Annotated in this window: 17 protein-coding genes and 2 pseudogenes; 7 read left to right on the plus strand and 12 right to left on the minus strand. The window is 74.3% G+C overall.

Annotated elements, in window-relative coordinates:
- Positions 1-226: 226 nt before the first annotated feature.
- Positions 227-1,378, minus strand: a pseudogene (locus IE225_RS03575) (serine hydrolase domain-containing protein).
- A gap of 132 nt (positions 1,379-1,510) precedes the next feature.
- A complete protein-coding gene (locus IE225_RS03580) occupies positions 1,511-1,762 on the minus strand; it encodes a hypothetical protein (RefSeq protein ID WP_229879209.1) in 252 nt (83 codons plus the stop codon).
- Between the two features lie 324 nt (positions 1,763-2,086).
- Between IE225_RS03580 and IE225_RS32815 the strand changes: the two genes are divergently transcribed.
- The 3 genes from IE225_RS32815 to IE225_RS03590 all read left to right on the plus strand — a co-directional run bounded on the left by IE225_RS32815 (position 2,087) and on the right by IE225_RS03590 (position 4,294).
- On the plus strand, positions 2,087-2,887 hold the full coding sequence (locus tag IE225_RS32815) for a thaumatin family protein (RefSeq protein WP_229879211.1): 801 nt from the start codon (positions 2,087-2,089) through the stop codon (positions 2,885-2,887).
- Positions 2,888-2,901: 14 nt separating this feature from the next.
- The gene (locus IE225_RS32820; RefSeq protein WP_229879213.1) at positions 2,902-3,747 is read left to right on the plus strand and encodes a glycoside hydrolase family protein; all 846 of its coding nucleotides are present in this window, start codon (positions 2,902-2,904) and stop codon (positions 3,745-3,747) included.
- 112 nt (positions 3,748-3,859) lie between these two features.
- Entirely contained in the window at positions 3,860-4,294 is a 435-nt protein-coding gene (locus IE225_RS03590; RefSeq protein ID WP_229879214.1) for a septal ring lytic transglycosylase RlpA family protein, read from the plus strand.
- A gap of 124 nt (positions 4,295-4,418) precedes the next feature.
- On the opposite strand, the gene IE225_RS03595 is transcribed toward IE225_RS03590, so the two are convergent.
- Entirely contained in the window at positions 4,419-5,849 is a 1,431-nt protein-coding gene (locus IE225_RS03595) for an MFS transporter (RefSeq protein ID WP_190055816.1), read from the minus strand.
- A gap of 101 nt (positions 5,850-5,950) precedes the next feature.
- On the opposite strand from IE225_RS03595, the gene IE225_RS03600 reads away from it, so the two are divergent.
- Positions 5,951-6,910 carry a helix-turn-helix transcriptional regulator gene (locus IE225_RS03600; protein WP_190055817.1) on the plus strand — a complete coding sequence of 320 codons (960 nt, stop codon included), beginning with the start codon at positions 5,951-5,953 and terminating at the stop codon, positions 6,908-6,910.
- Positions 6,911-6,919: 9 nt separating this feature from the next.
- On the opposite strand, the pseudogene IE225_RS03605 reads toward IE225_RS03600, so the two are convergent.
- Positions 6,920-8,448: pseudogene (locus IE225_RS03605) on the minus strand (MFS transporter).
- Positions 8,449-8,551: 103 nt separating this feature from the next.
- On the opposite strand from IE225_RS03605, the gene dusB reads away from it, so the two are divergent.
- Positions 8,552-9,691: a tRNA dihydrouridine synthase DusB gene (gene dusB, locus IE225_RS03610; RefSeq protein ID WP_190055818.1), complete on the plus strand. Its 1,140-nt coding sequence runs from the start codon at positions 8,552-8,554 to the stop codon at positions 9,689-9,691.
- A 70-nt stretch (positions 9,692-9,761) separates the two neighbouring features.
- On the opposite strand, the gene IE225_RS03615 is transcribed toward dusB, so the two are convergent.
- The 3 genes from IE225_RS03615 to IE225_RS03625 form a co-directional block, all read right to left on the minus strand.
- The gene (locus tag IE225_RS03615) at positions 9,762-11,993 is read right to left on the minus strand and encodes an LTA synthase family protein (RefSeq protein ID WP_373303129.1); all 2,232 of its coding nucleotides are present in this window, start codon (positions 11,991-11,993) and stop codon (positions 9,762-9,764) included.
- A gap of 173 nt (positions 11,994-12,166) precedes the next feature.
- Positions 12,167-14,104: an amylo-alpha-1,6-glucosidase gene (locus tag IE225_RS03620; RefSeq protein ID WP_190055819.1), complete on the minus strand. Its 1,938-nt coding sequence runs from the start codon at positions 14,102-14,104 to the stop codon at positions 12,167-12,169.
- Positions 14,101-15,600 carry an MGH1-like glycoside hydrolase domain-containing protein gene (locus IE225_RS03625; protein ID WP_190056092.1) on the minus strand — a complete coding sequence of 500 codons (1,500 nt, stop codon included), beginning with the start codon at positions 15,598-15,600 and terminating at the stop codon, positions 14,101-14,103. The genes IE225_RS03620 and IE225_RS03625 overlap by 4 nt, the downstream gene beginning before the upstream one ends.
- A 237-nt stretch (positions 15,601-15,837) precedes the next feature.
- On the opposite strand from IE225_RS03625, the gene IE225_RS03630 reads away from it, so the two are divergent.
- The gene (locus tag IE225_RS03630) at positions 15,838-17,064 is read left to right on the plus strand and encodes an ROK family protein (protein WP_190055820.1); all 1,227 of its coding nucleotides are present in this window, start codon (positions 15,838-15,840) and stop codon (positions 17,062-17,064) included.
- 590 nt (positions 17,065-17,654) lie between these two features.
- On the plus strand, positions 17,655-20,402 hold the full coding sequence (gene ppdK, locus IE225_RS03635) for a pyruvate, phosphate dikinase (RefSeq protein WP_190055821.1): 2,748 nt from the start codon (positions 17,655-17,657) through the stop codon (positions 20,400-20,402).
- Positions 20,403-20,587: 185 nt separating this feature from the next.
- On the opposite strand, the gene IE225_RS03640 is transcribed toward ppdK, so the two are convergent.
- The 5 genes from IE225_RS03640 to IE225_RS03660 form a co-directional block, all read right to left on the minus strand.
- Positions 20,588-21,103, minus strand: a complete 516-nt coding sequence (locus tag IE225_RS03640) for an NUDIX hydrolase (protein ID WP_190055822.1) — start codon at positions 21,101-21,103, stop codon at positions 20,588-20,590.
- Between the two features lie 142 nt (positions 21,104-21,245).
- On the minus strand, positions 21,246-22,172 hold the full coding sequence (locus IE225_RS03645) for an oxidoreductase (RefSeq protein ID WP_190055823.1): 927 nt from the start codon (positions 22,170-22,172) through the stop codon (positions 21,246-21,248).
- Between the two features lie 172 nt (positions 22,173-22,344).
- A complete protein-coding gene (nirD, locus tag IE225_RS03650; RefSeq protein ID WP_190055824.1) occupies positions 22,345-22,707 on the minus strand; it encodes a nitrite reductase small subunit NirD in 363 nt (120 codons plus the stop codon).
- Complete coding sequence (nirB, locus tag IE225_RS03655) at positions 22,704-25,313, minus strand: nitrite reductase large subunit NirB (RefSeq protein WP_190055825.1); 2,610 nt, start codon at positions 25,311-25,313, stop codon at positions 22,704-22,706. Before nirB ends, nirD begins: the two co-directional genes overlap by 4 nt.
- Complete coding sequence (locus tag IE225_RS03660; protein WP_190055826.1) at positions 25,314-26,528, minus strand: NAD(P)/FAD-dependent oxidoreductase; 1,215 nt, start codon at positions 26,526-26,528, stop codon at positions 25,314-25,316.
- Positions 26,529-26,849 lie beyond the last annotated feature (321 nt).

Raw genomic sequence — 26,849 nt, forward strand, 5'->3', positions numbered from 1 at the left:
GCACCCGGGCCCGTACGACGCCCCGGAGCCACGGAGCCACGGAGCCACGGAGCCACGGAGCCACGGAGCCACGGAGTTCTGGGGCCGGAGGACCCGCGGCGCCTGGTCCGCGCCCCGGAGAGCCCACGGCGCCCGGCGCGAGTCCCGGCGGGTTGACGGCGCCCACCGCGTCCGGCGTGAGCCCCGGCGGGCTGACGGCGCCCGGCGGGCCCACCGCGCCCCGGTCCTACGCCGCCGCCGGCGCCGTGCACCGCCAGAAGTCCCGCATCACCGGCGGGGGAGTGGGGCTCTGCAGGGACGCCTGGGTGAGCAGCAGGGTGACCGTGCCGGTGGACGGGATCAGGTGGCCGGCGGTGCCGGTGCCGCCGACCCAGCCGTAGCGGCCGGGGACGTTCCACGGGGCGGCGGGGGCGACATCCACCTGGCCGCCGTAGCCCCAGCCCTGGCCCTCCAGGAAGAGGGCGCCGATCTCGCGCTGGTGGGCGGTGAGGTGGTTGGTGGTCATGCGGTCGACCGAGGTGCGGGAGAGCAGCCGCCGGCCGCCGGCCGTACCGCCGTCGAGCAGCATGCGGGCGAAGGCCGGCCAGTCGTCGGCCGTGGAGACCAGGCCGCCGCCGCCCGCCGGGAACGCCGGAAGGCGGCTTCAGTCGCCGTCGGGGGCGTCCGCGAGCTCCAGCGCGCCGGCGGGGCCGACCCGGTACAGGCTCGTGAACCGTTCGCGCCGGTCGGGCGGCACCGTGAAGCCGGTGTCCCGCATCCCCAGCGGCTCGAAGATCCGCTCCGCCAGGAACTCCGGCAGGCTCCGGCCGCAGGCCCGGGCGATCAGGACGCCCTGCAGGTCGGAGCAGGTGTGGTACAGCCAGGCCGCGCCCGGCTGGTACAGCAGCGGCACCTTGGCGAGCGCGGCCGGCCAGGTGTCCGGGTCCGGTGGGGCCTGCGGGGCACGGCCGTCCTGCTGCACCTCGAACAGCGCCCGCACCGCCGGCAGCGAGAAGTCCGAGGGAAAGCCCCAGCCCGCGCGGGAGCTGAGCAGGTCCTCCACGGTGATCGGGCGGACGGCGGGCACCACGTCGTCGACGTCACTGGTGGGCGTCCGTACGACCACCGGCTCCGCCGGCTCCGGCAGCCACTCGGCGACCGGCGCGTCCAGGGCCGGCCGCCCGTCCTCCACGAGCATCATCACCGCCGCCGTGACCTGCTTGGTGAGCGACGCGATCCGGAAGATCGCGTCGCGGGTCATCGGGGTGGTCCGGCCGGCGTCGAGGAAGCCGGCGGTCACCACCTCGACGTCGTCCCCGCGCGCGACCAGGCCCAGGGCGCCGGGCACCGTCCCCTCGTCGACACGGCGTTGCAGGGTGGCGCGCAGCCTGTCGGTCATCGTCTCCGCCCTCCGGCCGGGAATCGGCGTACGCCTTACGTCTTTACGACTACCGCCGTGCCGGAAAGTCATCGCGCCGGGGAGCCGTCGCGTCGGAAAGTCATCGCGCCGGGGAGCCGTCACGCCGGAAAGTCATCGCGCCGGGAAGCCGTCGCGCCGGGACGCCGCCGGGTCGACCGTCGCCTGGTGGGCCTCGGCCAGGTGTTCCTCGGCCCGCGGTCCGGGCAGGAGGGCGCGTTGTCGCCAGCCGCAGGTGGCGCAGTCGAGCAGGGCGCCGAGCAGGGGCAGGCCGGCCGTGCGGCGGACGTGCACGACGTGCCGGCGGCCGTGCCGGTTCCAGCGGCCGATCTCGCTCCGGTCGGGTTGCCGCGGCATACGGGACATGAACGGAAGTCTGCCCCGGGCGCGGCTTGGGCGGGGTGGAAAACGAGGGACCGGCGGCCGCCCGGCCGGTGCGCGGGCGGGGCGGAGGGTGGCCGGAAGTCTTCGCCGTCTGGTGCAGACCATTGACAGGCGGGGGCGGAGGTCGCTGTCATGTGGCCGTCAGCTCCGGACCGCCCGAAGGTTCGGTTTGTCATGAACTTGATCAAACTGGACCAAAAGGTGGGCCGCGGTGGCCGACGGCCCGCCCGACAACGATGTCAGTCGCTTCGCCGCCCGGTCCGCTGACCCGACCCCCCACTTCCCCACGCCTTCCACGGAGGAGACGTGCGCAGAATCCTGACCACCCTCGCCGCGGCGGCCACTGCCGCCCTGGTGGCGGTGGCGCCGCACACGGGCGCGTCGTCCGGCGCCGGCCGGGACGCCGCCCCGGTGTCCCACCGGGCCGAGCCGGCCGCGGCCGCGGCGGTCGCCCACACGGTCACGCTCGTCAACCACACCGGACGCACGGTGTGGGTCGGCAGCACCGTCAACGCCGACGGCTCCAGGCAGTTGACCGGACTGCCGGTGCTGCAGCCCGGCCAGTCGGCGACCCTCACCGTCCCCGAGACGTCCGATCCCGGCCACTGGCGCGGCACGTTCTTCGCCCGCATGGGCTGCAGCGGCACCCCGGGCAGCACCTTCCACTGCCAGGTGGGCGACTGCGGCAGGTACGCCGACCACTGCGAGACGGGCGAACAGCCGGTCAGCCTCGCGGAGTTCAACTTCGACACCGCCGACGGCCCGGCCCCCTGGTACGACGTCAGCTACGTCAACGCCTTCTCGGTGCCCATCACCATCACCCCGATCAACGCCGGCCCCGGCGGGGGCGGTTGCGCCACCATGGGCTGCTCGGACAACCTGCTGCCGCTGTGCCCGGCCGGGGACCTCACCCGGTGGCCCGACGGCACGCCGATGCTGTGCACCAACCCCGACCGGGACGCCAAGACCTCCTACAGCGGCATGATCGCCTCGCACTGCCCGCGGGCCTACGGCTGGTCGCGGCAGGACCAGGAGCCCGGCAACCAGGTGATGCAGCAGTGCAGTTCGTGCAGCGGCTTCACCGTCGAGTTCCACGCCGGCGCGTGACGGGAGCGACAGGCGTGCGCAGCATACGCACCCTACGGGTGCTGTCCGTCCTGCTGGCGCTGCTGGCCGTGTTCGCCGCGGGCGGCACGGCGGGAGCCGCCACCGACGCCCCCGCGACCGCGGACGCGGTGAAGAAGAAGGGCGTCAGCGCCTGGAACTTCCCCGGCGTCACCGACGCGCTACGGAACTCGCGTTCCGGCTGGTTCTACACCTGGGCGGCGGATACGCAGCAGATCACCGCCCCGCCCGGCGTGGAGTTCGTCCCCATGATCTGGGGCGCCGGCTCCGTCACCGACACCGAACTCGACCGGGCCCGGCAGCAGGGCACCAGCCTGCTCGGCTTCAACGAACCGGACCTGCCCGGACAGGCCAACATGACCGTCGAGCAGGCCCTCGACCTGTGGCCCCGGCTGCAGTCCACCGGCCTGCGGATCGGCGCCCCCGCGGTCGCCTACGGCGCCGACACCCCCGGCGGCTGGCTCGACCGCTTCCTGCAGGGCGCGGCGGCCCGCGGCTACCGGGTGGACTTCATCCCGGTGCACTGGTACGGCGCCGACTTCGACCCCGCCCGCGCCACCGGCCGGCTCCGGTCGTACCTGCAGGCGGTGTACGACCGTTACCACAAGCCGGTCTGGCTCACCGAGTACGCCCTGACCGACTTCTCCTCCGGGACCCCGCGCTATCCCGGCCGGGCCCAACAGGCGGAGTTCGTACGGCAGTCCACCGCCATGCTGGAGCAACTGCCGTTCGTCGAGCGCTACGCGTGGTTCACGCTGTCCACCAGCCGCGGCGACGGCACGGGCCTGTACGACGGCACGACCGCGAACGAGACGGGCGTCGCCTACCGCGACGCCGGCTGACGGCCGCCCCCGCCCTTCCGGGCCCGAGCGCTCCTTTCCCGCGCGACGCCACGACGTCGTGACGTCGCGCCCTCACGCCCTCACTCACGACGCCTTGAGAAAGGAACCCCCCATGCGCCGTGTCCTTCCGCTGCTGCGACCGGCCGCCGCGGCGGCCGCCGTGTGCGCGCTGCTGACCGCCGCTCCCGCGAGCGCCGACGCCGCCGGCTCCGCGAGCCCGAGCGCCGACACCTGCTGGGCGACGCACTACGGCCCCCAGCCGCCCGGTGCGCTTACCGCCAGCGGCGAGCTGTTCGACAACAACGCCGACACCGCGGCCACCTCCCTGACCCGCTCGCCGCAACTGCCGTTCGGCACCCGGGTGCGGGTCACCAACGTCGCCAACGGCGCCTCCCTGGTCGTCCGCATCAACGACCGCGGCACCTTCCAGCAGACCCCGCAGGAACCCAAGTGCCTGGACCTGACCGACGGCGCCTTCAGCCGGCTCGGCGGCAGCCTCAACCCCGACGCCGGCCACATCGTCGTCACCCAGGAGGTCCTGGGCTGACCCGGGCCCTGCGGCCGTACGACAGCCGCCCGGTGGGACCGCGCCCGTCCGCGGCCCCACCGGGCGGCACCCGGCCCAAACAAAGGCCCAAACAAAGGCCCAAACAAAGGCCCGGACAAAGCAGTCAGCCGATCGTGCGCGGCAGCCGCAGGCTGAGCAGCCCCGTCAGCAGCACCCCGCCCAGCTGCACGGCGAGCGTCGCCACCAGGGCCTCGCGCATGCCGAGGGCGGGCACCAGGGACAGGAACAGGGTGCCGAGCGTGGCCACGCCCAGCGCCAGCGAGGACTGCTGCACGGTGACCATGACGCCGCTGCCGACGCCGGCGCGGGCCGGCGGCACCTCGGACAGCACGATCCGGAAGATGACGGGCAGTTGCAGCGCCTGCCCCGCGCCCGCCAGCGCCGAACCGGGCAGCAGCGCGACCAGCCCCACGTGGGGCCACGCCGACCAGGCGGCCAGCGCCAGCAGCACCAGGCCCGCCGCCTGCAGCACGGCACCCGCGGTCACCACCCGCGCGCCGTACCGGGCGGTCAGCCGCGGCCCGGCGAGCGAGAAGAGGAAGAACACCACCGCCATCGGCGCCAGCGCCAGGCCCGCCGGAACGGGGCCGAGCCCCGCGCCGCGCTGCAGCGCCACGGCGACGACGAACATGAAACCGCCGAAGCCGATGGTGAACGGCAGCACCATCACCAGCCCGCGGCGCAGCGAGGTGAGCGCGAACAGGCTCGGCGGCACCAGCGGCGTACGGCCCCGCCGGTCCGCCCGGCGCTCCACCGCGAGGAACGCCGCCGCCACCGCGGGCACCGCCGCCAGCGACAGCCACGTCCACAGCGGCCAGCCCGCCGCGCGGCCCTCGGTGAGCGGCACCAGCAGCGCCAGCAGGGCCGCCGCCAGCAGCACCGTGCCGGGGCCGTCCACCGGCTCCGGCCGCTGGGAGCGGGTCTCGGGCACGGCGCGGGCGGCCAGCACCATGCCGACCGCGGCCACGGGCACGTTCACCAGGAACACCGAGCGCCAGCCGGTGCCCGCGAGGTCGGCGGCGACCAGCAGCCCGCCGAGGATCTGCCCGGCCACCATGGACAGGCCGGCCGTGGCGCCGTACAGGCCCATCGCCCGGGCGCGGCGCGGGCCGGAGGTGGCCGCCTGGATGGTGGCCAGGACTTGCGGCAGCATCGCGGCGGCCGCGGCGCCCTGCGCGACGCGCGCCGCGACCAGCGGCCACGCGCCGGGTGCCAGCCCGCAGGCCAGCGAGGTGACGCCGAAGGCGGCCATGCCGCCGAGGAAGAAGCGCCGCCGGCCGAACAGGTCGCCCAGCCGCCCGCCGAGGACGAGCAGAACGGCGTAGGCGACGCCGTATCCGGCGACCACCAGCTCCAGCACCGCCTCGCTCGCGTGCAGGTCGGTGCCGATGGCGGGCAGGGCGACGTTGACGATGAAGAAGTCGACCAGGGGCAGCGCCGCGCCCAGCAGCACGGTGAACAGTCCGAGTCCGCCCAGCACGGGTGGCGCGGCGGCGGGCCGGACGGGGCGTGGGGTGAGGGTGGTTTCGGTCACGCGCTCCAGCCTTCGCCCGCGCTCAGGCTGGTACCAGAGTGTCCTTGTCCTGGTAGTGGAACTACCTGGAAACAGGGTCCGCGGCGGGGCAGGCTGGGACCATGACGACCACGGCCCAGGAGACCCCGGCCCAGGAGACCCCGCCCCGCAAGCCCCCGAAGCGGCGGGAGGCCCCGGTCGGGGAGGCAGCGGCGCCGGGGGCCGCCGCGGCCGCGCGGCGCACCCGCACCGCCGAGATCCGCCGGCACGAGCTCGCCGCCTTCCTGCGCAGCCGCCGCGAGCGCATCACCCCCGAGCAGGTCGGCCTGCCCCGCGGCCGCCGGCGCCGCACCCCGGGCCTGCGCCGCGAGGAGGTCGCGCAGCTCTCCTCGGTCGGCGTCACCTGGTACACGTGGCTGGAGCAGGCGCGCGACATCCAGGTCTCCGTGCAGGTGCTGGATGCCCTCGCGCGCACTCTGATGCTCGATGCGAGCGAGCGCGCCCATCTCTTCCAGCTCGCCGGCGCCACCGACCCGACGCCGGCCACCACCTGCCCGGTCGTCACCCCGGCGCTGCGCGCCCTGCTGGAGCAGGTCGAGCCGTTCCCGGCGTGCCTGCAGAACAGCCGCTACGACATCCTCGCCCACAACCGCACCTACGGGCTGCTGCTGTGCGACCTGGAGACGGTGCCGCCGGAGGACCGCAACTGCCTGATCCTGGCCTTCACCCACCCGGAGTGGAGCTCCTCGATCGTGCACCTGCAGGAGGCCCGGCGCCTGATGGCGGCCCGCTTCCGCGCCGCCATGGCCGGCCACCTCGGCGAGCCCGCCTGGAAGATGCTGCTCAAGCGCCTGCAGGAGCGTTCCCCGGAGTTCCGCGCCGTGTGGGACCGCCACGAGGTCTACGGCCCCGCGAGCAAGCGCAAGGAGTTCCTCAACCTCCACGTCGGCCGCCTCACCCTCGACCACACCGACCTGTGGCTCAGCCCCGAGCTGGGGGCGCGGATGGTGACGTACGTGCCGGCGGACGAGGAGACACGGCGGCGGCTGGAGAAGCTGCACGCCCTGGCGCGGGAGCGGTGAGCGGGCGCCTCACCCGCCGGACAGGACCCGCGCGGCCTGCCCGGCCTCGTCCGACTCCAGCCGGCGGGCCGTGCGCTCGGCCGTGTGCCGGGCCCACCGGCCGCTGGTCAGCAGCCCCAGCCCCAGCACCGCGAGCCCGCACGCGACGAGCACCCACCACCCGGGCCGGGCCGCCGTCACGAACGCCTCCCGGTACGACGAGGAGCCCACGCCGGAGGCGAGCACCGCGCCGACCACCGCGACGCCGAGAGTCTGCCCGAGCTGCCGGCTGGTGGAGGCGACGGCGGCGGCGACGCCGGCCTGGGCACGCGGCATGCCGGAGACGGCGGTGTTGGTGATGGGCGCGTTGACGAAGCCGAAGCCGACGCCGAACAGGACGTAGCCGAGGACGAGCAGGGCGTCGGAGGTCTCCGCCCCGAACGCGGCGAACAGCAGCGCGCTCGCGGTGATCGCGCACCCGGCGACCAGCAGCGACAGGCGCGGCCCGCGGCTGCCGACCAGCCGCCCGGACAGCGGCGCGCACAGCAGGGTGGGCCCGGCCAGCGGCAGCATCCACAGGCCGGCGTGCAGGGCGTCCAGGCCGCGGACGTTCTGCAGGTACAGCGTGGACAGGAACAGGAAGCCGCCCAGGCCGGCGAAGGCGCCGACCGCTGTCACGGTGGCGCCGCTGAACGGGGCCGAACCGAAGAAGCGCAGGTCGATGAGGGGCTCCTCGCGGCGCGACTCGTACCACAGCAGGCCCAGCAGCGCGGCCAGGGCGAGGCCGGCGTACGGCAGGATCGCGGCGGGGAGGAGTGCGGGGCCTCGATGATGGCGTACGTCAGCGCGCCGAACAGGGCGATGACCAGCACCTGGCCGACCGGGTCGGGGCGGCGGGCCCGGGGCGCGCGGGACTCGGGGACGAAGCGCAGGGTGAGCAGGAGCGCGGCCAGGGCGACCGGGAGGTTGACCCAGAAGATGGAGCGCCGGCCGACCGACTCCACGAGCAGGCCGCCGACGAGGGGGCCCGCGGCCATCGAGATGCCGACCACGCCGCCCCACACGCCGATGGCGCGGGCGCGTTCGCGCGGGTCGGTGAAGGTGTTGGTGATGATCGACATCGCCACCGGATTGAGCTCCCCCAGAGCCTTGACGGCCTGGGAGGTACCCCCATTCCCCGCCGACCGCCTGCACCATACGGAAGACGACCAGCAGCTCCAGGCTGGGCGCGAGGGAGCACAGCAGCGAGCCGGCGCCGAAGACGACCAGGCCCGCCGTGAAGACCCGCCGGCGGCCGATCCGGTCGGCGGCGGAGCCGGCCGGCATCAGCAGGGACGCCAGCACCAGCGTGCAGGGACGCCAGCACCAGCGTGCAGGGACGCCAGCACCAGCGTGTAGGCGTCGATGGTCCACTGCAGGCCCGACGTGCTCGCGTGCAGCTCGCGCTGGAGGGAGGGCAGGGCGACGTTCAGGGCCGTGTTGTCCAGGCTCACGATCAGCAGGCTCATGCAGCAGATCGCGAGCACCAGCAGACGTCGGCGGGGGCTCAACTCGGGCATGCGGCTCATGGTACGCGCAACTCGATAGTGCGGCTAACTAATGGTCGGTGCAAGGTCACGGCCGCGGGGCCGGGTACCCGCCGCCGTACGTGACAATGGAGGAATGTCCACGCCCGTGTCTCCCCTGCAGATCGGTCCCCACGTCGTCGCGCCGCCCGTCGTGCTCGCGCCCATGGCGGGCATCACCAACGCGCCCTTCCGCACGCTGTGCCGGGAGTTCAGCGGCGGCAAGGGCCTGTTCGTGAGCGAGATGATCACCACCCGGGCGCTGGTGGAGCGCAACGACAAGACCATGCGGCTGATCCGGTTCGACGCGAGCGAACGGCCGCGCTCGATCCAGCTCTACGGCGTCGACCCGGCCACCGTCGGCAAGGCCGTCCGCATGATCGTGGAGGAGGACCTCGCCGACCACATCGACCTGAACTTCGGCTGCCCGGTGCCGAAGGTGACCCGCAAGGGCGGCGGCTCGGCGCTGCCGTACAAGCGCAACCTGCTGCGGGCGATCCTGCGCGAGGCCGTCCGCGGCGCCGGGGACCTGCCGGTGACGATGAAGATGCGCAAGGGCATCGACGACGACCACCTCACCTACCTCGACGCCGGCCGCATCGCCGTCGAGGAGGGCGTCACGGCGATCGCGCTGCACGGCCGCACCACCGCCCAGCACTACGGCGGCACCGCCGACTGGGAGGCCATCGCGCGGCTGAAGGAGCACGTGCCGGAGATCCCGGTGCTCGGCAACGGCGACATCTGGTCCGCCGGGGACGCGCTGCGCATGGTCCGCGAGACCGGCTGCGACGGCGTGGTCGTCGGCCGCGGCTGCCTGGGCCGGCCGTGGCTGTTCGCCGACCTGGTGGCCGCCTTCGAGGGACGCGAGGACTACCGGCGCCCCACGCTGCGTGAGGTCGCCGACGTCATGGTGCGGCACGCCACGCTGCTCGGCGAGTGGCTCGGTGACGAGCAGCGCGGCGTCGTCGACTTCCGCAAGCACGTCGCCTGGTACCTGAAGGGCTTCTCCGTCGGCTCCGCGATGCGCAAGCGGCTCGCCGTGACCTCCTCGCTGGCGGAGCTGCGGGCCGGGCTGGACGAGCTGGACCTCGACCAGCCCTGGCCGGCCGGCGCCGACGGGCCCCGCGGCCGCACCTCCGGCAACAACCGCGTGATGCTGCCGGACGGCTGGCTGAAGGACCCCTACGACTGCGCCGGCGTCGGCGAGGACGCGGAGCTGGACACCTCCGGCGGCTGACCGGGGCCTGGTCGGTTCTCCCGGTCAGCCTCCCAGGTCAGCTCCCCCTCCGGGGCAGCTTCCCCCGGGGTCAGTTCCCCGTCGGGTGCGGGGTGGAGCCGTAGGCCTTCAGGAAGCGGTCGCGGAAGGAGCTCATCTTCCACACCGGCGCGTCGTGCGCGGGGCGCAGGCCGTCCGTCCAGCCCCAGCCGGCGATCCGGTCGAGGACCTTCGGGTCCTTGGCGACGATCGTGCACGGCACGTCCCGGCTGGCGTGGGTGCCGCTGACCCGGGAGATGGGCTGGTGGTCGCCGAGGAAGACCAGCACGGTGTCGTCCCTGCCGTAGCGCTCCAGCCACTGGGTCAGGGCGGTGACCGAGTACTGGATCGACTTGCCGTACTCCTCGCGGGACCGGGTGGGGCTGGCGATGATGTCGGCCGGCTTGTTGCCCGCCTTCTCGATGGCCTTGAAGACCGAGCCGTCGCCCAGCCGGTCCCAGCCGACCATCCTCGGGATCGGCGCCCACGGCTGGTGGCTGGAGGTCAGGATCAGGAACGACATCAGCGGCTTGTCCCGCTTCCTGCTGTGTTCCCGCCGCTGGAACTGCTCCAGGGCGTACTGGTCCGGCATGGTCGACCAGCTGAACTTCGGTCCCTTGTAGCCGAGCTGGAAGGCGTTGTAGACCTTGTCCAGGCCGTACCACTTCGCCTCCGGCCAGCCCTTCTGCACGCCCGGCATGACGCCCACCGTGTCCCAGGCGCCGGTCTTCCGGAAGGCCTTGGTGAGGGTGAGGTGCTCGCCGTCGGCGGTGACCGTGCGGTAGCGGTTCTGGTTGTTGATCCACATGCCCGACATGAACGTCGAGTGGCCCAGCCAGCTGCTGCCGCCGTACGTCGCCGAGGTCAGCCAGCCGCTCTTGGCGTGGAAGCCCGCCTTGGCCAGCGCCTTGGTGCGCGCGTCGAGCACGGCGTCCACGCCGGGCGCCATGATCGGGTCCTCGACGGCGCTGCGGCCGTAGCTCTCGATGAACGCGAAGACCATGTCCTTGCCGCGCAGGGCCGGCACGAGCTGGCTGCCCGGGGTGGCGCCGAAGGCGTCCCGCCGGGCCTCCTTGGCGAAGGCCCGCTCGTCGCGGATCGTCTCGCGCACCCGCGCCTCGCGGTACTTCACCATCGTCACGGTGTGCTCGGCGGCCAGCGGCACCCCGGAGACGTCCAGGTTCAGCGTCGCGCAGGTCATCCACAGCGCGCTCAGCACCAGCAGGACGTGTGTGGAGCGCGTCCGGTTCCGGCCCAGCAGCGTGCCGATCCGCACCACCGCCAGCGCCATCACCGCCACCACCAGCAGCGCGAGCAGGATCGCGCCGGCGGCGGCCAGGAACGCGTACGTCCCGCCCATCGTGTCCGCCACGTACGACTGCGCGTCGTCCAGGAGCTGCCAGTCGAGGATCACGTTGAACCCGCGGCCCAGGTACTCGTAGAAGCCGATGTCCAGGACGTTCAGCACGGTCAGCGCGCCGAGCGCGAGCCCGCCGAGGACGGCGGCGGCCAGCCGGGGCCGGCGCGGCAGCGCGATCAGCACCGCCGCCCCCAGCAGCGCCTCCACCGGCAGCCGGGTGAACTGGGCGAGACGGAAGTTCTCCTGCCGGTTCGGCATCACCAGCGCGACGACGACCAGTGCGACGGCGACGACGGTCACGGCGATCCCGGTGATCCGCGCGGCGAGTGGGTGCCGCGCCCTCCAGCGCCGCCGGGCGTCCCGGCCGACCCGGGCGCGCAGGGCCCGCAGGACGGCACCGCGGGAGCGGGGGGTGGCGGGGGAGCCGTCGGCTCCGGCGGCCTCGTCGGCTCCGGTGGAGGCGGCCTCTTCGGTGCCGGTTTCCTCGGCGGCGGTCTCTTCGGCGCCGGTTTTCTCGGTGGCCTCCTCGGCGACGCCCTCCTCGGCGGCGGCTGCTTTCGTGGCGGCGGCGGTGTCCCCGGTGGGGAGGTCGGTGGTCGCGGCGGGTTCGTCGGCGGGGGGTTCCGTGGTCGTGGTGGCGTCCCCGGCGGCTGCTTCCGCGGCCGCGGTGGTGTCCCCGGCGTCCGGTTCGGCGGGCGCGGCGGCTTTCCCGGCGGCCGGTTTGGCGGGCGCGGCGGCTGCCGGACCGGTGTCCGGGGACGGCGCACCGGGGACCTCGCGCGGCGCCGCGCCGGAGCTCTCGCGCGCCGCCGCCTCGGAGACCTTCGGGCCGTCCCCGGCCGGCGCGTCCGCCGGCGGCACCGGCGGATTCGGAGCCCCGACCGGGTCCTCGGCCGCCCCGGTGGTGTCCGATGACTGGTGCATGCTCGTGTGCTGAGGCACCCGAAGGGTCCTTCCGTGCGACGCCCGTGACGACAAGCGGCGGGCACGCGGGGAGGCGGCGCCCGCCGATCTCCCGTACGGCTGCCCCGCCGGGCCTGTTCACGTCGCTCGGCAAACACCGGGCAAACGCCTGGTCAACCGCCCGGAAGGGGGCCTCAGGCGCCGCTCACCGCGGTCAGCAGCGCCAGCGGCGCCGCGGCCGCGCGGGACTCCCGGACGCACGCGTGCGGGCAGGGCACCGGCTCGGCGTGCGTGTCGCGGCCGTACCCGGCCAGCACCTGCGGCAGCCGGTGGCCGGTCGCGGTCGCCGCGTCGATCAGGGCGTGGGCCACGGTGCGGGCCTCGTCGTGCAGTCCGTAGCGGGCCAGGCCCAGCGCGATCAGCGCGTTGTCGTGCGGCCACACCGCGCCGCGGTGGTACGACAGCGGGTGGTACGCCGGCTGCCCGGCCGCCAGCGTGCGCACGCCCCAGCCGGAGAAGAAGTCCGGTTCCAGGAGCCTGCGGCCGACCGCCTCGCCGTACTCCTTGTCCAGCAGCCCCGACCACAGCAGGTGCCCGGCGTCGGAGGCGAGCGCGTCCACCTGCTTGCCGTCCCCGTCCAGGGCGAGGGCGGGGAAGGCGTGCTCGCGCATCCAGAAGTCCCGCTGGAAGCGGTCGCGCAGGTCGCCGGCCGCCTGCTCCAGCAGCGCCGCGTAGGTGTGGTCCTGCCACACCGTGCGCGCCACCCACGCGGTGCGCCGCAGCGCGTCGTAGGCGTAGCCCTGGGCCCCCGCCGCCATCACCGGCCCGGTGGGGCGCGTACCGTCGGCCGAGCAGATGGCGCCGGGGGAGTCCTTCCAGTTCTGGTTGGCGGGGCCGCCCCGGTCGGCGCGGTAGACCAGGTAGCCGCGCGAGGCCAGTCCGCCGTGGTCCAGCATCCAGCCGACCGCCGCCCGCGCGTGCGGTTCCAGCCGGCGGGCCGGGGCGGTGTCGCCGGTGTGCTCGACGTACGCGCCGAGCAGGACCAGGAAGAGCGGGGTGGCGTCGGCCGAACCGTAGTAGCGGCCGAACGGCACCTGCCCGAAGTGGGCGAGTTCGCCGTGCCGCACCTCGTGCACGATCTTGCCGGGCTGCGCGGCCGCCTCCGGGGCGGTGTGCGTGGCCTGGGCGGCGGCGAGCGCGGCCAGGGTGTGCGCGGCCGGCTCCGGCCGGTGGGGCAGCAGGAAGAGGGACGTGAGCAGGGCGTCGCGGCCCAGCAGGGTCAGGCACCAGGGGGCGCCGGCGGCCGGGACGCGCAGCGGCTCCCCGTCCGGCCCGGTCGCCGGCACCTGCAGCGCGGCCAGGTCGGCCAGGCCCCGCGCGCAGGCCGCGGCCAGCTCCGGCCGGCCGGCCGGGAGGGCCACGCCCCGCGTGAACGCGTCCTCCAGCGCCAGGAGACGGCCGTCGACGGCGGCCGGCGAGCGCGGCACGCGCAGGGCACGCCGGTCGCCGTGCGGCCGGGCCATCACCCGCAGCGTCAGCTCGGCCGTGTCGTACGGCTCCAGCTCCAGCGTCCACACCAGCCGCCGGGCGCCGGTGCCGGTCTCCTCCACCGCGTCGGGCGCGGGGTCCGCGGTGACGGTGGTGCAGGACCGCCATCCGCCGCGCCGGTAGGTGAACTCCACGCCGTCGCCGAGCACCTGGCGGGTGCGCACGGCGCCGGGCTTGCTGTAGGTGCGGTGGTCGGAGCGCAGCTCGAACTGGTCGGCGAAGTCGGCGTCGGCGGTGACGGCGATCCGGACCCCGGTGGGCTCCGGGCGGTTGCTGGTCACCCGCAGCGACTCCACGAACGCGCTGTCGGCGACGGCCTGTTCACGGAAGAGCGTGCAGGCGGGCGGCTCCTGGCGCCCGCCGCGCGGGACCAGCACGCAGCGGGCGGTGTCCCCGCCCGCGACCGGTGCCAGCGTCTCCGGCACGGCGCCGTCCACGGTGAGCTGCCACCGGCTCAGGTGCCGGGCGTCGCGCACGAACAGCCCGCCCGGGAGGCCGCCGCCGCGTACGGTGCCGATGTCCCCGCCGTCGTCCACGGCCGCGAACGTCGCGCCGCGCACGAGCAGGTGCTGCCGGTCCGTCATCCCCGTTCCCCTCCCTCGACGCCCCCGGCGCCCTTGCCGCTCTTGCTGCTCTTGACGCCCCTGGCGCCCTTGATGCCCTTGACGCCCCCGGACCGGCCGGTGCCGTCGTGCCGTGTGCCGGTGTGCCCGGTGCCCGGGGTGCCGTCCGGGCCGGGCGGATCGTGGAGCAGGTCGAGCGCGAGCGCGGCCGTCCAGCCGAACGCGCGCGCCCCGCGGGCCTCGCCGGTGTACGGGTCGACGTACTCCGCGAAGCCGGTGGCGTCGGCGGTGCGCAGGAACGCCGCGCGCAGCGCGTCCGCCCGCTCCCGCTCGCCATGCAGCCGCAGGCCCCGCTCCACCAGCCAGGCGGTGTTGAACCAGGCCGGCCCCCGCCAGTAGCGGTGCGGGTCGAAGGCCTCGCCGAGCAGGTCGTAGCTGGGCACCAGGCCGGCGCCCGCGCCCAGTTGGAAGTGCGGGCCGCACGCCGTGCGCACCAGCGCGGCGGTGATCTCGCGCGGCAGCGCCGGCAGCAGCAGCGGGACCAGCCCGGACACGCCGCGTTCCGGGATCGGCTCGCCGGTGTGCACGTCCCGGCAGAAGAACATCCCCTCCCGCTCCCGCCACAGCCGCTCCACCAGCACCGCCGTCAGCCGCTCGGCGCGCGCGTGCCGGGCCGTGCCGGGCGCGCCCAGCTCCCGCGCGATCCGGGCCAGCGCGTGCTCGGAGGCGATGAGCAGGGCGTTGAAGGCGGGGTCCTCGACGGCGAAGGCGCCCGTGCCGTCGCGGTAGCCCGTGTCGCGGTAGTCGGCGGCGAGCCGCACGTACCGCCCGTAGTCCAGGTCGGTCGGCCGGTCCCCGGGGGAGCCGTGGTCGAGGTCGGCGCGGCGGAAGGAGCGGGCCGGGGCCGGGGGGATGCGCGAGAGGGGCAGGTCCCAGCAGGGGCTGTTGTCCATACCCTGTTCCCAGGGGTGGACGACGGCCGCCAGTCCGCCCCCGCCGAGGTCGCGCCGGTGCAGCAGGTACCGGTGCCAGGCCGCCAGCCGCGGGTACACGCGGGCCAGGAAACCGCGCGCCCGCGACAGCCCCGGGTCGGCGCGGTGCACCAGCCAGGCGGCCAGCGCGTGCACGGGTGGCTGCACGATCCCGGAGGTCTGTACGGTGCGCGGGGCGCCCGCGGTCCGGCCCGCCGTGGTGGAGCGCCAGAAGTCGGGGCTCGGGAAGTAGGCGTCGAGCGGGACGGAGGGGTGGAAGACGATGTGCGGGACGCGCCCGTCGCCCCACTGGGCGTCCAGCAGCGTCTCCAGCTCCGTCTGGGCCCGTAACGGCGACAGGTGGCGCAGGCCGATGGCGATGAAGGCCGAGTCCCAGGACCACTGGTGCGGGTACAGGCCGCGGGAGGGGACGGTGGAGGTCCCGGTCCAGTTGCCGTCGAGGACGCCGGCGGCCCGCGCGTGCAGCGAGTGCGGGGCGTGTGGGGCGGGCGATGCGTGTGAGGCGTGCGGGGGATCGTATGCGATCGGCGCGGCGTCCGCTTCCGCATCGCGCCGGCCGGGGGCGGAGGAGGGGCCGGGGGCGGTCTCCGCGGGCGCGGCGGGCTGCGTGCGAGGGGCGGTGAGGCGGGTGCTGCGGTCCACGCGGGGCTCCCCGAAGACGTCCGGCCGAATGGGTCCGGCCCTGGCTACCGTAGGGTTACGTCTATTTAACACGCAGAACCCACTATGTAATGCACGATTGATGAGCGCAAGGGGGTGTGCATGACCGGACGGCCCGGCAGAAGCGGCCGCGGCGCAGGTCAGGCCGGCGCCGGCGATCTGCTCGAACTGGTGCGCAGCGGGCGTGCCACGACCCGCGGCGCCCTGCAGCAGGCCACCGGCCTGTCCCGGGCCACCGTCGGCCAGCGCCTGGACCGCCTCTTCCGCGCCGGCTGGCTGCGCGAGGGCGCCGGCGGCCCGGTCGGCTCCCCGCTCGGCGGCCGCCCCTCGGTCACCCTCGAGTTCGACGACGGGCACGCCGTCGTCCTCGCCGCCGACCTCGACACCCGGCACGCCCGCGCGGCCGTGCTGAACCTGACCGGCGAGATCCTCGCCGAGCACTCCGGCACCCTCGTCGTGGAGGACGGGCCGGACCGCGTGCTGGGGGAGCTGGGCCGCTGGTTCGCCGGACTGCTGCGGAAGGCCGGCCGCGGCGCCGACGAGGTCTGCGGGGTCGGACTCGCGGTGCCCGGACCCGTCGACCCCGACGCCGGCCGCGTGATCCAGCCGCCGATCATGCCCGGCTGGGACGGCTACGACCTCACCGGCCGCCTCTCCCGCGCCCTCGCCGAGCACGCGGGAGTCCCGCCGGTCCCCGTCCTGGTCGACAACGACGCCAACCTCATGGCCTACGGCGAGCAGCGCACCGGGTATCCCGACTGCTCCGCCTTCGTGCTGGTCAAGGTCTCCACGGGCATCGGCGCCGGAGTCGTCGTGGACGGCTCCGTCTACCGCGGGATCGACGGGGGAGCCGGGGACATCGGCCACATCCGGGTGCCCCAGGGCGCCGAGGCGCTGTGCCGCTGCGGGTCGTACGGCTGCCTCGCCGCCGTCGCCGGCGGCGGCGCCGTGGCGCGGCGGCTGGCCGAGGCCGGGGTGCGGGCGGCCTCCGGCTCGGACGTGCGGGACCTGCTGGCGGCCGGCGACCCGCGTGCGGCGGCGCTGGCCCGGGAGGCCGGGCGGCTGGTCGGCGAGGTGCTGGCGACCGTGGTGACGCTGCTCAACCCCGGGGTGCTGATGATCGCCGGGGACCTGGCCGGGACCCCGTTCCTCACCGGCGTGCGCGAGCTGCTCTACCAGCGGGCGCTGCCGCGCTCCACCGCCCGCCTGGAGGTGGTGACCTCGCGCCTGGGGGAGCGGGCCGGACTGGTGGGCGCCGGGGCGCTGGTCGTGGAGTCGCTGTACGCGCCGGAGCGGGTGGAGGAGCGGCTGCGGGCGCTCGGGGTGTGAGGGACGCCGGGGCGCCCCGGGCTCCGGCGCGGGGTGCCCGGCTTCCGTCGGGCTCCGGCGCGGGGGCGCCCCACCCCCATCGGGCCCCGGCGCGGGGTGTCCGGCTTCCGTCCGGCTCCGGCGCAGGGGCGCCCCGCCCGCCGTCGGGCGACACCGCTCGGGGTGACCTCGCGGCCCGGCGCGACAGCGGTCGTCCGTTTCGGGGTACCCGTCCGCATGGTGAAATCCGGCCGCCTGTGGCAGCGTGATTCTCGCCACCCTTGATAGGGGTGGCGCTCAGATGAGCGGATCATGGGCGGCTGCACTTCTCCAAACAGTGACACTGAGTGCCACCGTCTGATCGTTCATCGAGCGAAATCAGACGTGAGAAATGGCGCTCATGTGAGCGACGGTCGGCGTCTACGGGCGTAGCCGCCTTCAAGAAGTGAAAACACGCGTCGGCAGACGGTTGCCAAGCCTTGACTTTCAATCCGCTGGCGGATGAGGGGTTACAGGCGCATGACGCATAAGTGGACGTACCCAGAAGCCTTCGATCTGGGTATGTTCCTCGCCGTCAGGGCAGCCACCGCGTCCTCGAGGAGTCGAGAACCGTGTCGGAAAACAAAGATCCCCAGGTAGCTGAGCACGGCAAGAGCGTTGAGGGCGTGAAGTTCGTTTACGACTTCACCGAGGGCAACAAGGACCTCAAGGACCTGCTCGGCGGCAAGGGAGCCAACCTCGCCGAGATGACCAACCTCGGTCTCCCCGTGCCACCCGGCTTCACCATCACCACCGAGGCGTGCAAGGTCTACCTGGAGAGCGGCGAGGAGCCGGCGGCCCTGCGCGACGAGGTCAGCGCCCACCTCGCGGCCCTCGAGAAGAAGATGGGCAAGAAGCTCGGCCAGCCCGACAACCCCCTGCTGGTGTCGGTCCGCTCGGGCGCCAAGTTCTCCATGCCCGGCATGATGGACACGGTCCTCAACATCGGCCTCTCCGACAAGTCCGTGCAGGGCCTGGCGAAGCAGGCCGGCGACGAGCGCTTCGCCTGGGACTCCTACCGCCGCCTGATCCAGATGTTCGGCAAGACCGTCCTCGGCGTGGACGGCGACCTCTTCGAGACCGCGCTGGAGAAGGCCAAGGAGGCCAAGCAGGTCACCGACGACACCCAGCTGGACGCGGCCGACCTGAAGAAGCTCGTCACCACCTTCAAGAAGATCGTCAAGAAGGAGACGGGCCGCGACTTCCCGCAGGACCCGCGCGAGCAGATGGACCTCGCCATCCGCGCGGTCTTCGACTCCTGGAACGGCGAGCGCGCCAAGCTCTACCGCCGCCAGGAGCGCATCCCGCACGACCTGGGCACCGCCGTCAACGTCTGCTCCATGGTCTTCGGCAACATGGGCCCCGACTCCGGCACCGGCGTCGCCTTCACCCGCGACCCCGCCTCCGGCCAGCAGGGCGTCTACGGCGACTACCTGCAGAACGCCCAGGGCGAGGACGTCGTGGCCGGCATCCGCAACACGGTGCCGCTCGCCGAGCTCGAGAAGATCGACAAGAAGTCGTACGACGAGCTCCTGCGGATCATGGAGATCCTGGAGAACCACTACAAGGATCTCTGCGACATCGAGTTCACCATCGAGCGCGGCAAGCTGTGGATGCTGCAGACCCGCGTCGGCAAGCGCACCGCGGCGGCCGCCTTCCGCATCGCCACGCAGCTCGTGGACCAGGGCCTGATCGACGAGTCGGAGGCGCTGAAGCGGGTCACCGGCGCCCAGCTCGCGCAGCTGATGTTCCCCCGCTTCGACGAGAACGCCAAGGTCGAGCAGATCGCCCGCGGCATCGCCGCCTCGCCGGGCGCCGCCGTCGGCAAGGCGGTCTTCGACTCCTACACGGCCGTGAAGTGGTCCCGCTCCGGCGAGAAGGTGATCCTGGTCCGCCGCGAGACCAACCCCGACGACCTCGACGGCATGATCGCGGCCGAGGGCATCCTGACCTCCCGCGGCGGCAAGACCTCCCACGCCGCCGTCGTCGCCCGCGGCATGGGCAAGACCTGCGTGTGCGGTGCCGAGGAGCTCGAGGTCGACACCAAGCGCCGCCGGATGCGCCTGCCCGACGGGCGCGTCGTGGACGAGGGCGACCTGATCTCCATCGACGGCTCCTCCGGCAAGGTCTACCTCGGTGAGGTCCCGGTCGTCCCCTCCCCCGTCGTCGAGTACTTCGAGGGCCGCATGCACGCGGGCGCCGACGAGGCCGACGAGCTCGTCGAGGCCGTGCACCGCATCATGGCGTTCGCCGACCGCAAGCGCCGGCTGCGGGTGCGGGCCAACGCCGACAACGCCGAGGACGCGCTGCGCGCCCGCCGCTTCGGCGCCCAGGGCATCGGCCTGTGCCGCACCGAGCACATGTTCCTCGGCGACCGCCGCGAGCTGGTGGAGCGCCTGATCCTGGCGGACACGGAGGAGGAGCGGGAGGAGTCCCTCAAGCAGCTCCTGCCCCTGCAGAAGCAGGACTTCGTGGAGCTCTTCGAGGCGATGGACGGCCTGCCGGTGACCGTCCGGCTGCTGGACCCGCCGCTGCACGAGTTCCTCCCGGACATCACGGAGCTGTCGGTGCGCGTCGCCCTGGCCGAGGCCCGCCAGGAGCCGCACGAGAACGACCTCCGCCTCCTGCAGGCCGTCCACCGCCTGCACGAGCAGAACCCGATGCTCGGCCTGCGCGGCGTGCGCCTGGGCCTGGTCATCCCGGGCCTGTTCACCATGCAGGTACGGGCGATCGCCGAGGCGGCCGCCGAACGCAAGGCCGCCAAGGGCGACCCGCGCGCGGAGATCATGATCCCGCTGGTGGGCACGGTCCAGGAGCTGGAGCTCGTCCGCGACGAGGCCGACAAGGTCATCGCCGAGGTCGAGGCCGCCGCCGGCACCGACCTCAAGCTCTCCATCGGCACGATGATCGAGCTCCCGCGCGCCGCCCTGACGGCGGGTCAGATCGCCGAGGCCGCGGAGTTCTTCTCCTTCGGCACCAACGACCTGACGCAGACGGTGTGGGGCTTCAGCCGCGACGACGTGGAGGCGTCCTTCTTCACGGCGTACCTGGAGAAGGGCATCTTCGGCGTCTCCCCCTTCGAGACGATCGACAAGGACGGCGTCGGCAAGCTGGTCCGCGACGCGGTGCAGGCCGGCCGCGCCACCCGCCCCGACCTCAAGCTCGGCGTCTGCGGTGAGCACGGCGGCGACCCCGAGTCCGTCCACTTCTTCCACGAGGTGGGTCTCGACTACGTCTCCTGCTCCCCCTTCCGCATCCCGGTCGCCCGCCTCGAGGCCGGCCGCGCGGCAGTGGAAGCGGAGGGAAGCGACCACCGGTAATCCACCACTGACCCACCACCAACCCACCACCCTGATCGCCGGAGCCGTCCCCGCCCACCCCGACCCTCACCGACGCGGGGGCGGTTCCGGAGCACCACCGGGAGGGCGGCACCTTGTGCGGAGGTGCCGCCCTCCCGTCGTAGGCGGGCGGCCCCCCGGCCGACGGGGGGCCGCCCGCCCACGCGTCACACCGGCCTTCCCTCCCGCAGGCACACCACCGTGCCCGACCGCGCCGCCGCGAGCAGCGCGGTGAGGGTGGACCGGTGGGCGGTGAGGGAGGCGGCCGGCAGCTCGGACAGGGAGAAGAAGCCGTCCCGGTCGTGTTCCGGGCTGCGCCGGACGGGCTCACGGCCCGTCAGCGTGCCGCCGTGGAAGAAGAAGTCCAGGACGGGGCCGGTGCCCTGGACGTCGGCGCGGTGGTCGAAGCCGATCAGGCGGGGCGGGCGGTCGAGGCGCAGCCCGGTCTCCTCGTGCAGCTCGCGGACGGCGGCGCCGACCGGGTCCTCGCCGTGGTCGAGCATGCCGCCGGGCAGCCACCAGGTGCCGGCGCCGGGCTGATCGGGGGCGTAGCGGAGCAGGAGGAGGCGGTCGCGGGGATCGAGGAGCAGGACGCAGGAGGCGACGACGGTCTGCGGGAGGGTCTTGATCCACTCGGCGCGGGGCAGCACCCGGCCGGGCGGGGGCGGAGTGGCGGTGTCCACGGTGGGCGTTCCTTCCGTCGGGTCGGCGACCGGGACCGGACCGCCCGGCCGCCCACCCGGTGGAACGGGCCGGGACACGGATGGTCACCCGTGCCCCGCTCAGCTCCTCGACCCCGCCCGCTCCGCCCCGTGCGTCACCCCGTCATCCCTTCAACGCCTCGTACCGCACCCCCGTCAGCCGCTCCGACTCCGTCCACAGGAGCCGGCTCGCCCGGTCGTCGAGGGTCCACGGGGCGCGCCAGGAGGGGGCGGGGGCGCCGCGCCACAGGGCGAAGGAAGGGCCGGTGAAGGAGTCGGGGCGGACACCAGGGGCCGTCGCGGCGTACAGGGTGGGCAGGGCGCCGGCCTCGGCCGGCTGGGCGACCACCCGGTTGACGAGGCGCACGACGCGTTCCGCCGTACGGCGGCCTTCCGCTCTCGGGCCCGCGGTCTGCAGGTTGGTGGCCGCGTAGCCGGGGTGGACGGCGGCGGCCGTGACGTCCGCGCCGTGGGCGGCGAGACGGCGGGCGAGCTCGTGGGTGAAGAGGAGGTTGGCGGTCTTGGAGCGGGCGTAGGCGATCCAACGGCGGTAGCGACGCTCGCTGTTGAGGTCGGTGATGTCGATGTTGGCCAGGGCGTGCATCATGCTGGAGACGGTCACCACGCGGGCGCCGGGCGCGGCGAGGAGGGCCGGCAGCAGCAGCCCGGTGAGGGCGAAGTGCCCCAGGTGGTTGACGCCGAACTGGGTCTCGAAACCGTCGGCCGTGGTGCCGTACGGCAGGGCCATCACCCCGGCGTTGTTCACCAGCAGGTCGATCCGGTCGTACGGCAGCGACTGCGCGAACCGGCGCACCGAGGCCAGGTCCGCCAGGTCCAGCAGCGCCGGCTCGGCCCGCGCGCCCGGCACCTCGGCCGCGATCCGCTCCGCGGCGGCCCTCCCGCGGGCCTCGCTGCGGCACGCGAGGACCACCCGGGCGCCGCGGCGCGCCAACTGACGCGCGGTCACCTCGCCGAGGCCGCCGTTGGCCCCGGTGACGACGGCGACGCGGCCGTCCAGGTCCGGAATGTCGTCGCTGCTCCAGCCGGTCATGCCGGATCTCTCCCCTCGTCTCGCACGGGCACGCCTCGTCTCGTACGGGCATGCCGGGAAAGCCATCCTGCCCGACGGGGCCACCGTGCGTGGGCCGGGGGCACCCGGCGGTGCGCCGAACGCCCCCGGCCCGTACCGAATACGCGCCTCCGCGATCCGTACCGGCCCGTGCCTACGCGACCCGCACCTCGTACGCCGTGATCCGTACCGACTCGTCGTCCAGGCACTGCCCGGACTCCAGGTCGAAGCGCTGCTTCAGCAGTGGGGAGGCGACGAAGGGGCGGCCCCGGTGGGTGCCGGTCAGGCCGCGGGAGAGGACCGCGGCGCCGGTGAACGGGTCGCGGTTGTCGACGGCGTACAGCCGCCCGTCCCGGTCGCGGAAGAGGGCCGCCTGGCGGCCGTCGGGCAGCAGCGCGGCCACCCCGCGGCCCGGCACGGCCAGCGCGCTCAGGTCGCACACCGTCAGCCAGGAGCTGTCCTCGCCGTCCAGCCGCAACTGGACCTTCAGGTCGGTGATCTCGGGAGCCAGGGTCATCGCTGAGTGCTTCCTTCCAGGGCTTCTTCCAGGGGACGCACGCCGATACTCAGCAGCGGCAGGTCGGGTTTGATCTGGTCGCGCTCGGGGACGAACCGCACCAGCGGGTCGGGGGTGTCGGGCGCGTTGACGAAGGAGACGAAACGGGCCAGCTTCTCCGGGTCGTTGACGGTCTCGGCCCACTCGTCGCGGTAGTGGGCGACGTGCGCCCGCATCAGTTCCTCCAGCTCGTCGCAGATGCCGAGCGAGTCGTGCACGACGACGTCCCGCACGTGGTCCAGGCCGCCCTCGATGCGCTCCAGCCAGGCGCTGGTGCGCTCCAGGCGGTCGGCGGTGCGGATGTAGAACATCAGGAACCGGTCGATCAGGCGGACCAGTTCGGCGTCCGACAGGTCCTGCGCGAGCAGGTCGGCGTGGCGCGGGGTGGCGCCGCCGTTGCCGCCGACGTACAGGTTCCAGCCGCCCGCGGTGGCGATCACGCCGAAGTCCTTCGACCGGGCCTCGGCGCACTCGCGCTGGCAGCCGGAGACCGCCGCCTTCAGCTTGTGCGGGGAGCGCAGGCCCCGGTAGCGCAGCTCCAGGTCGATCGCCATGCGCACGGAGTCCTGGACGCCGTAGCGGCACCAGGTGGAGCCGACGCAGGACTTCACCGTGCGCAGCGCCTTGCCGTAGGCGTGGCCCGACTCGAAGCCGGCGTCCACCAACCTCGCCCAGATCAGCGGCAGTTGTTCGACACGCGCGCCGAACATGTCGATCCGCTGACCGCCGGTGATCTTCGTGTAGAGGCCGAAGTCGCGGGCGATCTCGCCGAGCACGATCAGCTTCTCCGGGGAGATCTCCCCGCCGGGGATGCGCGGCACGACCGAGTACGAGCCGTTCTTCTGCAGGTTGGCCAGGAAGTGGTCGTTGGTGTCCTGCAGGGCGGCCTGCTCGCCGTCCAGGACGTGGCCGTCGGCGCCGATGGACGGGGCGAGGGAGGCGATGATCGAGGCGACGGCGGGCTTGCAGATCTCGCAGCCGTCGCCGCCGCGGGCCTCCTCGCGGCCGTAGCGGTCCAGCAGGTCCTGGTAGGAGGTGATGCGCAGGGCGAGGACGGTCTCGTACAGCTCCTGGCGGGTCTGGGCGAAGCACCCGCACAGGCCCTTGTCCACCTCGACGCCGCTCGCTTCCAGTTCGTCGTTGACGAGCTGGGTGAGGACCTTGACGCAGGAGCCGCAGCCGGTGCCGGCCTTGGTGCACTTCTTGACCTCGGGCACGGTGGTGCACCGGTGGTCGGTGACCGCAGCACGGATGGTGCCCTTGGTGACGTTGTGGCAGGAGCAGACGATCGCCTCGTCCGGCAACGCGGACGGGCCGAGCTGCGCCGGGGCGCCCGCGCCCGCCGGGAGGACGAGCTGCTCCGGCGGGACGGGCGGGACCGAGCCGGTCAGGGCGCGCAGCGTGCCGTAGGCCTCGGCGTCGCCGACCAGGATGCCGCCGAGCAGCGTGCCGTCCCGCCCGACGACCAGCTTCTTGTACAGGCCGGCGCGGGAGTCGGAGTAGACGACGTCGAGGCAGTCCTCGGCGGTGCCGTGCGCGTCGCCGAAGGAGGCGACGTCCACACCGAGCAGTTTCAGCTTGGTGGACAGGTCGGCGCCGGTGAAGGCGGCCTCGTCGGCGGCGATCGTCGCGGCGGCCGTCTCGGCCATCTCGTAGCCCGGGGCCACCAGGCCGTAGACGCGGCCGTCGACCGCCTGGGCGCACTCGCCGATGGCGAAGACGCGCGGGTCGGTGACCGTGCGGCACTGGGCGTCGACGGTGACGCCGCCGCGCTCGCCGACGGCCAGCCCGCAGTCGCGGGCGAGCTGGTCGCGGGGGCGGACACCGGCGGAGAAGACCACCAGGTCGGTGGCGATTTCGGAGCCGTCGGACAGCTTCATGCCGGTCACCGCGCCGTCCGCGCCGGTGACGATCTCCTGGGTGCCGGTGCCGGTGTGCACGGTCAGGCCCATGCCCTCGACGGTGCGCAGCAGGGCGGCGCCGCCCGCCTCGTCCACCTGCACCGGCATCAGGCGCGGCGCGAACTCCACGATGTGCGTGTCCAGTCCGAGGCCCTTGAGCGCGCCGGCCGCCTCCAGGCCGAGCAGGCCGCCGCCGACCACCGCGCCCACGCGCGCCCCGGACCGGGCGTAGTCCTCGATGGCGAGCACGTCCTCGATGGTGCGGTAGACGAAGCAGCCCGTGGCGTCCCTGTTCGGCACCGGCGGCACGAACGGGGAGGAGCCGGTGGCCAGCACCAGCACGTCGTAGTCGACGACCAGACCCGAGCGGGCGGTGACCCGGCGCGCCGCGCGGTCGACGGCCTCGGCCGGGTCGCCGACGTGCAGCTCGATGCCGTGCTCCTTGATGAACTCCTTGTCCGTCAGGGAGAGTTCCTCGGGGGTGCGGCCCGAGAAGTACGAGGTGAGCTGCACGCGGTCGTACGCGGGACGCGGCTCCTCGCACAGCACGACCACGCGGTGCGTGGCGGTCAGGCCGCGCTCGGCGAGCGCCTCGAGGAAGCGCTGGCCGACCATGCCGTGGCCGACGAGCACGATCGTGGGGGCGGGCCCCGGGGGGACGGTCATTCAGGAGCCTCCATCGTTGGTGAGCAGGTGGAGCAGGGGGCCGCCTTCGGGGAGCGGCTCCGCTCCCTCCCAGGCGCGGGCGAGCGCGCCCACGGTGCCGAGTTCGCCGACGAGCACCCCGCCGACCAGGCGGTCGTCGCGGACGACGACCTTGCGGTAGGTGCCGCGGGTGGCGTCGGCGAGCCGCACCACGTCGTCGCCGGGGCGCGGCTCCACCTCGCCGAACGCGGCCAGGTCGAGCGGGGCGCCGGCCGACGCCAGCGTGAGGCGGGTCAGGGAACGGGTGCCGGTGTAGCGGGCGTCGGTCCGGCCCGCGATGAACTCGGCGACCGCATCGGCCTGTTCGAGGGCCGGGGCGGCCAGGCCGTAGACCCGGCCGGCGTGCTGGGCGCAGTCGCCGACGGCGTGGATGTGCGGGTCGGAGGTGCGCAGCCGGTCGTCGACGAGGACGCCCCGGTCGACCTCCAGCCCGGCGTCCTTGGCGAGCCCCACGCGCGGGTGCACCCCGCAGGCCAGGACGACGAGGTCGGCGTCGAGGGCGTAGCCGTCGGCCAGCTCCACCGACCGCACGGCGCCGGCGACGCAGCGCACGTCCCGCACCCGGCACTCGGTGTGCACCTCCACGCCCAGGCCGGTCAGGTGCCGGCGGACCAAACGGGAGGCGTCCGGGTCGAGCTGACGCTCCATCAGCCGCTCGGCCTGCTGGGCGAGGACGACCTGCACGCCGCGCACGGCGAGCGCGCGGGCCGCGGAGACGCCGAGCAGCCCGCCGCCGACGACCACCGCACGCACCCCGGGCCGGACCGCCTTCGCCAGGCTCAGGCAGTCGTCCATGGTGCGGAACGCGTGTACGCCCTCCGGCAGTTCGCCGGTGCCGGTGAACAGGCCGCGCAGCGGCGGCAGCACCGGGTTGGACCCGGTGGCCAGCACCAGCCGGTCGTATCCGAGCACCGAGCCGTCCGCGCAGTGCACGGCCCGCGCGGCGCGGTCGATGCCGGTCACCCGGGCGCGCAGCAGCCGTTCGGGCGCCGGCAGGGCGATCACCTCGGGGGCGTACCGGCCGGCCAGCACCTCGGCGAGCAGCACCCGGTTGTACGGGCGGTGCTCCTCCTCACCGACGAGCAGCGCGGGCGTGCCGAGCTCGCCGAGCCGCCGGGCGACCCGGACGCCCGCGAGGCCGGCGCCGATCACCACCACACGCGTATTCGAGGTCATGCCCCGAGCGTGCGGTGCGGGTGTTTCCCGGCCGCATCGCACCTGTTTCCCCCGCGGAACGCTGCCCTCAGCGGCGGCGGGGGCGGGGTGTGAGGGATCCGGGGCGGGGCGGGATGTGAGGGATGCAGGGGCGGGGCGGGGGCGTGCGGTGAGGCGGAGCGGGGAACCGGGCGCGGTGGGGCACCCGGGCGGCGGGGACGCGTGCGGGCACCATCGTCCACGGGCGGTACGGGCCGCTCGTGGGTGGTACGGCTGCTCCACGGGGCGGTACGGCCCCCGGCTCACGGGCGGTACGGCTCCCAGTCCACGGGCGGTACGGCC

This window comes from Streptomyces echinoruber (assembly GCF_014651135.1).
Taxonomy (GTDB): domain Bacteria; phylum Actinomycetota; class Actinomycetes; order Streptomycetales; family Streptomycetaceae; genus Streptomyces; species Streptomyces echinoruber.

Coding starts and splice junctions, on each gene's coding strand:
- IE225_RS03630 (WP_190055820.1), top strand. CDS start 15,838: ATGACCGGACGGCCCGGCAGAAGCGGCCGCGGCGCAGGTCAGGCCGGC.
- IE225_RS03580 (WP_229879209.1), bottom strand. CDS start 1,762: ATGTCCCGTATGCCGCGGCAACCCGACCGGAGCGAGATCGGCCGCTGG.
- IE225_RS03590 (WP_229879214.1), top strand. CDS start 3,860: ATGCGCCGTGTCCTTCCGCTGCTGCGACCGGCCGCCGCGGCGGCCGCC.
- nirB (WP_190055825.1), bottom strand. CDS start 25,313: ATGACCGTCCCCCCGGGGCCCGCCCCCACGATCGTGCTCGTCGGCCAC.
- IE225_RS03600 (WP_190055817.1), top strand. CDS start 5,951: ATGACGACCACGGCCCAGGAGACCCCGGCCCAGGAGACCCCGCCCCGC.
- IE225_RS03645 (WP_190055823.1), bottom strand. CDS start 22,172: ATGACCGGCTGGAGCAGCGACGACATTCCGGACCTGGACGGCCGCGTC.
- IE225_RS03660 (WP_190055826.1), bottom strand. CDS start 26,528: ATGACCTCGAATACGCGTGTGGTGGTGATCGGCGCCGGCCTCGCGGGC.
- nirD (WP_190055824.1), bottom strand. CDS start 22,707: ATGACCCTGGCTCCCGAGATCACCGACCTGAAGGTCCAGTTGCGGCTG.
- IE225_RS03620 (WP_190055819.1), bottom strand. CDS start 14,104: ATGACGGACCGGCAGCACCTGCTCGTGCGCGGCGCGACGTTCGCGGCC.
- IE225_RS03615 (WP_373303129.1), bottom strand. CDS start 11,993: ATGCACCAGTCATCGGACACCACCGGGGCGGCCGAGGACCCGGTCGGG.
- dusB (WP_190055818.1), top strand. CDS start 8,552: ATGTCCACGCCCGTGTCTCCCCTGCAGATCGGTCCCCACGTCGTCGCG.